A 1,187-nucleotide genomic window follows, 5' to 3' on the forward strand; every position below is an offset into this window, starting at 1 on the left:
CAATTATAAATCATAATAGATTCCGCAATTAAGTGATCTAACTCCTTCATGGTTTGACATCGTGTAATTAAAAACTCCTGCTTTAATATTCCATTAATCCGCTCTGCTAATGCATTCTGGTAACAGTCTCCTCCATCTGTCATAGAAGGACATACCCCATAATGGCGTAATGCCGATTGATATAGTTCAGAGCAATACTGAGAGCCTCTGTCTGAATGATGAATCATCCTTGTCGCTCGATCCGTCACATGCTGCATCGCCATATGTAGAGCCTGCACAACATTCTCCGCACGCATATCATTCGATAACTTATAACCTTTAATCTGACGGGTATAAGCATCTGTCACTAAGGATAAATAATGTACGCCTTCAGCACTCTCAACATAAGTAATATCACTAACAAAGACTTCGTTGGCTTGCACTGCTGAATAATCCTTTAATAAATTTGGATGCTTCTTCATCCAATGCTTGCTATCCGTAGTTTTTGTATAGCGACGCTTGGGGCGAATCAATAAATTATGCTCTTTCAATATTTTAAATAACTGATCTCGTCCACACTTTAAACCACGCTGCAACAATTTGCCTTTAATAAGCCAATACAGCTTACGTGTTCCGATACTTGGCATGAGACAACGATATTCCATAACCAACTCAAGTATTTGTTCAGTTGCTTGTGCAGTCATTTGAGCACGTTTTTCTGCTTGATAATAAGCTTGTCGGGTGATTCCCAACCACTGACAATAACGTGAAACGCTTAGTCTTCTTTGGCTTTGCCAATCTTTGAAACGTGCTCGGTATACTTTTTTCCAAGATCAGTCCCACATTCTTTATCAATGTGATAAATCACATCCTGAATAAATTCAGTTTTAAGCTTTTCTGCGGCTAACTGCTTTTCTAATTGGCGGATTCGTTGTTGGGGGGTTAATTGGCGTTTAGAAGAAGTCGGCATATTCGAAGTCCAGTCCTGTTGTCCGTGCTTGCGTAACCATACCAGCACAGTTGATCTTCCTTGAATACCATATTTTGCCTGAGCTTGTTTATAAGTAATTTGCCCTTTTTCTACTTCATGTACAACCATCATTTTAAAGGCGAAGCTATAATCACGTTGTGTGCGTTTAACTCGTTGTTCTTGTGCATGTTCCATAAAATAAGTCTCTTAAGGTGTAAACTTATTTCAGGACGGGACA

Annotated in this window: 1 pseudogene; it reads right to left on the reverse strand. The window is 39.3% G+C overall.

The window, feature by feature from the left end:
• Nucleotides 1-1,144, reverse strand: a pseudogene (locus FTU05_RS18065) (IS3 family transposase); the annotation flags it as partial.
• Nucleotides 1,145-1,187 lie beyond the last annotated feature (43 nt).

Source organism: Acinetobacter sp. YH12049 (assembly GCF_013419875.1).
Lineage (GTDB): Bacteria > Pseudomonadota > Gammaproteobacteria > Pseudomonadales > Moraxellaceae > Acinetobacter > Acinetobacter amyesii.